This is a genomic window from Alteromonas profundi (assembly GCF_010500865.1).
Taxonomy (GTDB): Bacteria; Pseudomonadota; Gammaproteobacteria; order Enterobacterales; family Alteromonadaceae; genus Alteromonas; species Alteromonas profundi.
This window is the reverse complement of the sequence record NZ_JAAAWN010000047.1, coordinates 1-9,446: the sequence shown is the minus strand read 5'-3', so window position 1 is coordinate 9,446 and position 9,446 is coordinate 1. Positions and strand designations below refer to the sequence as shown.

Genomic DNA, 9,446 nt, shown 5'->3' with positions numbered 1-9,446 from the left:
GCTTTTTAGCGATGAGCCTGCAAAATAGTTACATAACAAACCAAGTAAGCGGGACAATAACACGTAGGCTCCCGTCACTTCGTTCCTTATTATAGCCCACGTGTCATTGCCCCTTCTTGGGGGGTTATGTGCAAGGAGGCGCGATGAAAAAACTCAGCTTTGAATCAAGTTCTTCTCAAAGAGATGAACTAATCGCTTTAACAAAAGGAAAGTTTTTAGTAGAAACGAAGCTAAAAGACTTACACAGTTTTGATTCGATACTTCGAAGACACCTTCAAGAAGCGAAGCCCGGTACATTCATACGTGAAGATCTACAGGTTGCCGTAGAAAATACGAAGGCAGCTATTCAAGAAAAAACTACAGAAAAAGCATGGTATGAAAAACCTATTGGGCTAATTGGTTCATATATTGCTGAAAACTCTGTTCATGTGGCTCGCACCTCTTTTGAACAGTGCTTATAACAACTCAATAAACGCACTCACTTCGTTCGCTGGGACGCTAACACGTGGGCTGGCTCGCTTCGCTCGGATTTTAGCCCACGTGCTAGCGCCCCAAAGCTTAGCGTTATGCGCCAAAGCGTAATGGATTTACATCCATACTTTTATGAAGAATTCTTATAATCAGAATTTCCTGGCTACCAGTTTGCTTGTAGAAAATAACGTGACTACCTTGCGGAAACTTTCTGTATCCGTCTCTTATTTCGTCGCAGCTTTTACCGATATCAGGATTTTCAGACAACATCCAAAATGAATCGTCGAACTGTTTTAGGTACACATTACGCTGTTCCCGCCCCCATTTCCGTTGCGTAAATAACGCGATATCTTTTAAATCGGATTTTGCGAGTACAGTTAACTTAAATGGTTTCACTCTTTTAATTCACCATCTAGTTCTGATATCAAGTTCTCAAGGTCGTATTCAGCCTCGCCGCTTTCTTCACCTGCTACAAGTAATTGACGCAAAGTGTTTAATTTGGTCTCCTGTGTTTCTAGCAAGCGAAGAGCTGAACGAATTACTTCGCTCGCTGAACCATATCGACCAGTTTGAATTTGGCTAGCAATAAAGCCATCAAAATGGTCACCAAGGGTAATGCTGGTATTTTTAGCCATTTGCTTTCTCCTAGTACCAATATATACCTAATTATGGTATTTGCGCACTGTAAGTCAATAGCGCGTAACAAACGCATTAACACTCGCTGCGCTCGCAAGGGACAAAAACACGTAGGCTCCCGTCGCTTCGCTCGGTATTATAGCCTTCGTAGTTTTTGCCCGTTATGCGGGCCATTATGCCTTAAGAGTATTACCAATCATGTCTATAACCTGTGAAGTTGGCAATATCGACGATGTGTTAATTATTAGTTCTAAAATTACAGAATTTGATAAGGCTAGTACATTTAAAAGTTTAAATTGCCGTCTTCAAGATAAGCAGACTCTAATCTTGGTTGCTAAATACAAAGGTAAATTAGCTGGCTATAAATTAACAGATACTGAATTTTATAGTTGGTTGGGTGGTGTTTCGCCTGATTATCGTAATTTAGGCATAGCAACAAAGTTGAGAGAAGTACAAGAAAATTGGGCTTCTAATGCGGGATACTCTTCAATTAGTGTTAAATCAATGAATCGTTTTTCATCAATGATTCACTTACTAATTTCTAGTGGTTATCAAATAAATGGATACGAAGATAATGGTACTGTAGATAATAGTAAGATTAAATTCGTTAAAGTATTGTAAAAAAGGCATAATCGGGTAGCCGGAGGTCTCTAACCTCCAGCCCCCACAACACCCTGCATGCGGCTCCGCACAGGGCGTTTCACTTAGGATGGTGAAGTACAATCCAACCATCACGCAACGAGTAAAGTCCTTCAGATTTTAAATAATCAAGCGATAAAGCCTGGCTGATTCCTGAGGATTTCGCACTACGCCATGGCCCCTTGCTGGTGATACCACAAGCAACTGCGACCTGCACATGTACTCCCAACTTCATTAAACTTCTCACTTTGGTTCGCGGCTTTCGCCACTGTCGCCAATAGGCCATGCGTACTCTGCGCCTGATCCAATGATCTAGACCGACGCATCGCTGATAACCACTAGCGATACCAAAATAGTTTATCCAGCCACGTAGGTATTGGCTGAGCTTAAAGAGTTGGTAGCGCATAGACACCCCCCAGTTACGATTCGTTAACCGTCTGACCTGTTGCTTAAACTTCAGCACTGTCTTCGGGTGCCAATGAATGCGACCTCCCTTGAATGTGAATCCAAGGAACTTGCTTTCACTGGTTTTAACGACATGGCTTTTGACCGAGTTAACGACCAATTTCAAGCAGTGACTCAGGAATCTACTGATACTGCTCAGCACGCGCTTACCCGTACGTGGAGTATTCACCAATATGCTGAAGTCATTCGCATAACGAGCAAATTTGTGCCCTCGCTTCTCAAGCTCTTTATCCAAGGGGTCGAGCATTATGTTTGCCAACAAGGGAGACAATGGCCCGCCTTGTGGAACTCCTTCGCGACTCTCACTATAGAACTGGTTATCCCCCTTGGTTTTGCAGAGAATCCCAGCTCGTAAGTAACGTTTAATCAATTTAAGCAATCGCTTATCCTTCACTTTATAGCCAAGGTGGGTCATAAGTAAATCGTGATCAACACGGTCAAAGAACTTTGACAGGTCGACATCTACCGCTAAACGGCGTCCCGTTTTAATGATGCCTTGTACCTGCTTCACCGCTTGTTGCCCATTTCGGTTTGGCCTAAACCCAAAACTGTTATCTGAGAAGGTTGGGTCGGAGAGTAAGCTCAAGTAGATCTGCACTAAAGGCTGGCTGCTTATCGATACGCTGAGTCACGTCTCTACCGGTCGGCATTCGTGTGTTCAAGTTCAATAAGACTCCTCCTTTGTTCTAAATGTTCGGGCGGGTCGGCCTCCGACTTCACCGAGTCCCAACCATTACGATAGGCATTTGGCTACTATGCCGTCTGCTGACTTCTGCTTAATCATCTTCAAGGTTGCCCCTGTCGACGCTATCGGCTTCCATCATGTTCGCTCCTTTGAGTTGATGAGATTCAAAGACCTAGGCACTTGTATACCAGAACCTGACTGGTTGTTTACCGATCGCCTGTTAAACAGATCTCTGGAAGGCCAGTCCCACCGCAGATAAGGGTGTGAACTTTCCCTACACTGCAGCATCATTTACGGTGGCCGTTAAATCACGTGGCTTCGATATCTTTGGCTATCTCGCCTCCAGCCTACGCCTCATATGATGTTCTTATTCATCAGCTCGAAGTTTTGCGTCCGGCTTCCTTCAGACAATCCCTTACGGTTTTGCCCTTGCCATTCGCTAGTAGTTAACGTTTAATAACCAAAAAGTTATGTGAACGGTGACTTTCCTACAGAGGACTTTCATCCGGGGCGGCCTCCGCTCATTAGTTCACGCCCATGCTGGGCGTACCAAAAAAATTAAGTCACTCACTACGTTCGCTGGGACGCATACATGCGGTGCGGCTTCGCCATTATGCCCTACGTGCCTGCGCCCCTTATTTAAAAGGTACTTTTGAGCAAAAATTAGCCCCACTGACATTTTAACGCTATAATGTTTTAATGTTACTTAAATGGAGACTTATTCATGAGTACTTTATCAAAACGATCAACCGTCTACTTCGAACCAGCAATTCATAATGCATTGAAACTGCGGGCAGCATCATCAGATACCTCAATATCAGAACTGATTGATGAAGCAGTAAGACTCCTCATGAAAGAAGATCAAGAAGATTTGGCTGCGGTAAGACAAAGGGCCAAAGAGCCCGAAATTTCCTATGAGGACTTGCTAAACAGTTTGGAAGCTGATGGAAAAATATAGCGTCACTTTCAAGAAATCAGTAGCAAAAGATTTTAGGGCAATTCCCAAGTCGGACGTTAAAAAGATCCTCGCCAAAATTGACTTATTAGCTGAAAACCCGCGAAGGGATGGAGCAATTAGGCTTAGTGGACTCGACTTGTATCGTATACGACAAGGTCTTTATAGGATAATTTATGAAATCCGAGAAACCGAGCTTGTAGTACAGGTGATAAAAGTCGGGCATCGCTCCGATGTTTATAAACGTACCTAACAAACGACTATGGCGTCAACCTTGAATTTAAACTGCTTTTTCTTCCCACATGACGCCATCTCTTACAATGACTTTGATTTAGAAAAGCTTAAAACACTAGGTGATGCGCTTTTTTCAAAGGATGCAGCGATTAAGTTTTGTGAGCCGTTTGGCGAAATGGTCGGCCACAGAGAAATGCTTGATACCGTGTACGCGCCGTTACTAGAAGCGATACCCGACCTTGAACGTCGAGATACCATTGTAATGGTGGGTGAAGACGACAAGCAGCTACGCTGGTTGGGATGCTGTGGTTACTACACGGGGCGTTTGGCAAAACCTTGGTTAGATATACCGGCCACAGGCGATCAGATACACATGCGCTTTCACGAATTTTACCGCTTCGACGGTGAGAAAATTGTGGAAGTACAGGCCATTTGGGACTTGCCAGAAGTGATGATGCAGGCCAAATGCTGGCCTTTTAGCCCAAGTTTAGGTACTGAGTGGCATGTACCTGGGCCTTCTACCCAAGATGGCATTCACTTATTTGAAGAAGACAATGCTCTGACAGCGCAGAGCCATCAACTTGTGCTAGATATGCTAAATAGTTTAGGCAATTTTGCCGAAGGCGGCGTTGAGGCAATGAATCTCGACAAATATTGGCATGCTAAGTCAAATTGGTATGGCCCTTCAGGAATAGGTTCTGGCCGTGGTATACAGGGCTTTCGCAATACACACCAAGAAGCGTTTTTAAACGGTATGCCTAATCGCGTGGGCGACCCTGCAAATGGGCACTTATTTTCTGAAAATAACTATGTAGGGTTTACCGGTTGGCCGGGTATGAGCATGACGATTTCTGGTGATGGATGGCTTGGTATTGTGCCCAACGATAAACCCATCACGATGCGCAGCTTGGATTTTTGGCGAAACGAAAACGGCATGATTCGAGAAAATTGGGTGTTGATAGACTTACTTCACGTTTACCGTCAACTCGGTGTAGATGTATTCGCCCGAGTAAAGCAGTTAACCCGTAATAAGTATCGATAACGCCCGTTAAAGATGCGTTTGGCCCCGTATAGCCTAAATTTACTATGCGGGGCTTCCTAATTATCCCTACCCTATTAGCTATTATACGTGCAAATCATGGTTAAATAATGCGCTATCTTGCGATAGTCGCAACCTGTGCCTATTCTTTAGTGAGTAAAATTAGGTGCGGCGAAAGCTTCGCCTCACAAACACATTAAAGGGAATTGAAACATGCCACGCGTCTTAGCTTTCATGGGTTGTGTAGTATTGTCGGTAACGTTAACTATTGCTTCTGCATTTGCCAAAGATGTGGGCTACCGTTTGCCTGCTTCTGTAACTCCTTCATTTCAAAAAATTGAGTTAAATATAGACCCTGATGCTAGGAACTATTCGGGCTCAACGGTGATAGATATTACGGTTAATACGCCCATCAACAAGGTGGGGTTCTATCAAATAGACTTAAATATAACCCAGGCGTTTCTAACGCAAGGCGACGCCACCATGGCGTTAACCGTAAGTGAAGGTGATTACAATATAAATTGGGGAGCTGCAGAGGAGGAGATTGCAAAGGGCGACTATCAGCTTACTCTTCAATTTGAAGGCAAGCTGGATATTTCTTCAGATGGCATGTATTTGTCTCAATTTGAAGAAAATAACTATATCTTCACCCAATTTGAAGACATGCATGCCCGTAGGGCTTTTCCAAGCTTTGATGAGCCAGCGTTTAAAATTCCTTACCAACTAACCATAATATCGCCTGAAAAGCACCTTGTGGTGTCGAATACACCGGTAGCCAAACGCACGGTAAACGATGGCGAGCAAACCGTGGTTTTTGAGAAAACCAAACCTATGCCTACCTACCTTTTAGCGTACGCTGTGGGCCCGTTTGATAGTGTAGAGCTAACTGGTCTTTCAGTGCCGGGCAAGGTATATGTACCGAAAGGACATGCTGAGAACACGAAATTTGTAGTAAAACACACGCCAAAGATTCTCACCGCTTTAGAATCTTTCTTTGGCATCAAGTACCCCTATAAAAAGTTAGACTTTGTGGCAGTACCTAACTTTACTTATGGGGCCATGGAAAATGTAGGTTTAATTACTTATCAAGATGGTCTTTTGCTGCTAGGGGATAACCCCTCATTAAAAGAACGCAGTTATTCGCTGTCAACCATTGCCCACGAACTTGCTCACCAGTGGTTTGGAAATTTAGTGACCATGGAGTGGTGGGATGACTTGTGGCTCAATGAAGCATTTGCTTCTTGGGCAGCCACTTATACCATGAAGCAGCTTTATCCAGAGCTCAATATGGGCGAGAGTATTATACAAGAAATCGCGTTTGAAGAGGATGGAAGCCCTACTGTTAAAGCAGTAAAAAAAGTAGTACGTAACCAGTCGGATGTAATGGATGGTTTAGAACTTAATTATTCAAAAGGTGAATCGGTCTTAGAGATGATTGAATCACTTATAGGTACAGAAAAATTCCGCGAAGGCGTGCGCAACTATATGAATAAGCATGCTTGGAAAAATACGGTTGCTGATGATTTATGGGCAGCACTGGATGATGTTTCTGAATTTAGCTTAAGTGCCATGATGAAGGACTACTTAGAGCAGCCCGGTTATCCATTGATAACGTTTGCTCAGAACGGCACGGTAACACAGACACGTTTTCACTACGCCGGGGCACAAGTAGCTCCACAAACATGGGCAGTACCACTCAAACTTACCTATAAAGTGAACGGCAGTATTAAGCAAGAAGTTGTGTTCATTGATGAAAAGATCACACGCTTGCCGCAATTAGCCGAAGCCGAGTGGGTGTTTCCAAACGATAACGCCACAGGGTATTTTCGATGGGCTATCTCAAACACCCAGTTAACTGCGCTGCTCAATGATCTTGATGTATTAAATAACAGAGAAAAGAAAAACGTACTTTTTAACACGCGAGCGATGCTCAAAGCAGGCGCTATTAATATTGGTGATGTCATGTCAGTGTTAAACGCGTTGGCAAAAGACACCGAGGCCGAAGTTAAACGGGCAGCGGTAGTTGTATTGCTTGATTTCACGTACCTCGTCAATGATGGCAACCGAGATAATTATGCCGCCCTGTTAACGCAAGAATACCTTCCTATTCTTAATGCACTTACATTGGAGCAGTCTAGCGAAGAAACCGAGAGCGAGATCGAGCTAAGAAACAGCCTATATTATTTACTAGGGAGGTATGCACAAAACGAATCACTGATCGAAAAAAGCAAAGCGTTAACGAAACAATATATTGAGGACACCACCAGTGTACCAGCCGACATTGCCAAAACAGCAATTGTTGTAAGCACTAAACATGGTGATCCTGCAATGTTCGATAGAATAGTGGCAGCTTATAAAAAGGCCACATTACCAAATGTAAAAATGACGCTGCTTTACTATATGAGTTTTACTGATAAAAAAACAGTAAACAGGATGCTAGACCTTGCGCTATCAGACTTAATCGCCCCTTCTGAGGCCTTATACATGCCTATTATTATATCCCGTAATTTAGAAGATGACACATTGCTATACGCATGGTTAGAAGAGAACATAGATTCTCTAATCAGCAAAATGCCGGATTTTCATGTATCTCGAATGCCAGAGTTCCTTTCTACCACCTGTGACATAGACAACCTAAATCTTGCTAAGGCGTTCTATGAACCCATTAAAGATAACTATCAGGGCATGGCAAGAAGCTATGATGTAATGCTAGATAATACTCAGCAATGCTTACGCCTTAAAGACACGTTCCAAGAAGACTTTAATCGCTATTTAAGCCATTACAGCGTTGAATAAATCGACATACATAAAATAGGTGGGGAAACGCCTATCTAACAATAGAAAAAACAAACACGCTCTGGTAACAACCAGAGCTTTTCTATGTGGTACCTATTATCCCCTACCCTGCCCAGTAATGCTCGGCGAACACAGCGCAAAAAAAAGTAATAACAAAACAGTAATAACAAGATAACCTGCTAAACTAATTTGTGGCTTTAGGCATTGCAGCTTTCTAACGTTGATTTATTCCTTTAACAGTATGGGTAGAAAATCCCGTTAACGAAAGTGTACTGAATTACAGTTTCGACACCAAAGTATTATGCCTGTCTTAATTACATTTGATTTACGCCGTTATGTATGTTTTTCTCATGTTTATCATTTACTACCCGATAAATTGTGAATAAACAATTAGCCCTTTAAAGCAACAATTTAATATTTAATAAATATTAAATGAAATGTTTACTATACTTAGTAATATTTAAGTGCGCACTCTTTTTATCACAGAATTATAAACATAGGTGTTTGCGTACCCAAATTTTTAAACGGATTTATAAAGTGTAAATGTCGTATTTATTTCAAACACTGCAGTCAAGAATAATAATCCTTATTGTTATGGTCGCCATACCTGGATTGGCAGGCATGTTCTATGATTCGTTTATTGAAAGAGAACACGCAATAAACGCCGCCATAAACCAAGCGGTGAATACAGCGAAAACGCACTCGAAAGTTCAGGCAAACCTTATAGATAAAACGCGGCTGTTTTTAAAAAACTTATCTGAGTTTGAAGCTGTGCAACAACCTAGTTCTCCTCAATGCAGTAGTTTTCTCGCAAGCGTACTCAAGGTAAACAGCAACTATGTCAACATCGGCGTGCCACGTGATGGTGGCCAACTGTTGTGTAACGCCCAGCCAATGAAATCTGCAATAAATGTGTACGATCGCCCATACATACAAAAGGCAATAGCTTCTCGAGACTTTTCTATCGGTGAATTTCAAATAGACCGGGCCACTAATTTAGCAAGTGTCAATTTTGCTTACCCGGTCATCGATTCAGAACAAGGCACGTTAGTCGGCTTAGTTGTCGCCGTTATTTCTTTACAATGGTGGAGTGAAATATTATCCGAGTCTTATCTTCCTGAGCATACGGTAGCCTTCATAACCGACAGTGAGAATAATATTATTGCAGCGTACCCGACGAACGAAAATCTTTTAGGCGCGCATTTAGAGGCCATAAACAGTGCGAGTGAACGTACAATTCCTGTAACTGACGGCACTGCTTTTCTTAGTAATGGCCCCTATCAAAGAGTTTATGTTAAGGAAACTGCGAATAAGTCCCGCAGTTTAACGCTCAGTTAAGCCGCAGCATCGCCTGCCTAATTTTTAAACTCTAATTTTGCAGTTTAGGCCAATATGCCGCCGTTTTAGGCCGGATTTCGACCTACTTCCGGGCCATTCCCGGATTTCAAACAGATCTTGGCTGTCGTCGTAACATCTGGTCAACTTTAAACACGTTCGCCAGAGTGAATAACATAGCCAATTGACTG

Annotated in this window: 10 protein-coding genes; 7 read left to right on the top strand and 3 right to left on the bottom strand. The window is 42.7% G+C overall.

What is annotated here, in order from left to right; translation table 11 throughout:
- Positions 1–143 precede the first annotated feature (143 nt).
- Positions 144–461: a hypothetical protein gene (locus tag GTH32_RS18645; protein ID WP_163088627.1), complete on the top strand. Its 318-nt coding sequence runs from the start codon at positions 144–146 to the stop codon at positions 459–461.
- Between the two features lie 103 nt (positions 462–564).
- Here the strand turns inward: GTH32_RS18645 and GTH32_RS18640 are convergent, their stop codons facing one another.
- Together GTH32_RS18640 and GTH32_RS18635 are read right to left on the bottom strand one after the other, a co-directional pair.
- A complete protein-coding gene (locus GTH32_RS18640; protein ID WP_163088624.1) occupies positions 565–867 on the bottom strand; it encodes a type II toxin-antitoxin system RelE/ParE family toxin in 303 nt (100 codons plus the stop codon).
- Positions 864–1,106 carry a type II toxin-antitoxin system ParD family antitoxin gene (locus tag GTH32_RS18635; protein ID WP_020745298.1) on the bottom strand — a complete coding sequence of 81 codons (243 nt, stop codon included), beginning with the start codon at positions 1,104–1,106 and terminating at the stop codon, positions 864–866. Before GTH32_RS18635 ends, GTH32_RS18640 begins: the two co-directional genes overlap by 4 nt.
- A 199-nt stretch (positions 1,107–1,305) precedes the next feature.
- Here GTH32_RS18635 and GTH32_RS18630 point away from each other — a divergent pair, with 199 nt between their 5' ends.
- Complete coding sequence (locus tag GTH32_RS18630; RefSeq protein WP_163088622.1) at positions 1,306–1,728, top strand: GNAT family N-acetyltransferase; 423 nt, start codon at positions 1,306–1,308, stop codon at positions 1,726–1,728.
- Positions 1,729–1,807: 79 nt separating this feature from the next.
- Here the strand turns inward: GTH32_RS18630 and GTH32_RS18625 are convergent, their stop codons facing one another.
- The gene (locus GTH32_RS18625; RefSeq protein ID WP_343033461.1) at positions 1,808–2,809 is read right to left on the bottom strand and encodes a reverse transcriptase domain-containing protein; all 1,002 of its coding nucleotides are present in this window, start codon (positions 2,807–2,809) and stop codon (positions 1,808–1,810) included.
- A gap of 811 nt (positions 2,810–3,620) precedes the next feature.
- On the opposite strand from GTH32_RS18625, the gene GTH32_RS18620 reads away from it, so the two are divergent.
- The 5 genes from GTH32_RS18620 (at position 3,621) to GTH32_RS18600 (ending at position 9,258) form a co-directional block, all read left to right on the top strand.
- Positions 3,621–3,854, top strand: coding sequence for a ribbon-helix-helix domain-containing protein (locus tag GTH32_RS18620; RefSeq protein ID WP_163088620.1), 234 nt, complete (start codon positions 3,621–3,623; stop codon positions 3,852–3,854).
- On the top strand, positions 3,841–4,104 hold the full coding sequence (locus GTH32_RS18615; protein ID WP_163088618.1) for a type II toxin-antitoxin system RelE family toxin: 264 nt from the start codon (positions 3,841–3,843) through the stop codon (positions 4,102–4,104). The genes GTH32_RS18620 and GTH32_RS18615 overlap by 14 nt, the downstream gene beginning before the upstream one ends.
- Before the next feature lie 21 nt (positions 4,105–4,125).
- On the top strand, positions 4,126–5,127 hold the full coding sequence (locus GTH32_RS18610) for an ester cyclase (protein ID WP_246223320.1): 1,002 nt from the start codon (positions 4,126–4,128) through the stop codon (positions 5,125–5,127).
- Positions 5,128–5,337: 210 nt separating this feature from the next.
- Positions 5,338–7,920 (top strand): M1 family metallopeptidase, encoded by a 2,583-nt coding sequence (locus tag GTH32_RS18605; RefSeq protein WP_163088614.1) that lies wholly within the window; start codon positions 5,338–5,340, stop codon positions 7,918–7,920.
- Between the two features lie 621 nt (positions 7,921–8,541).
- A complete protein-coding gene (locus GTH32_RS18600; protein ID WP_163088612.1) occupies positions 8,542–9,258 on the top strand; it encodes a PDC sensor domain-containing protein in 717 nt (238 codons plus the stop codon).
- The last annotated feature ends 188 nt before the right edge of the window (positions 9,259–9,446 follow it).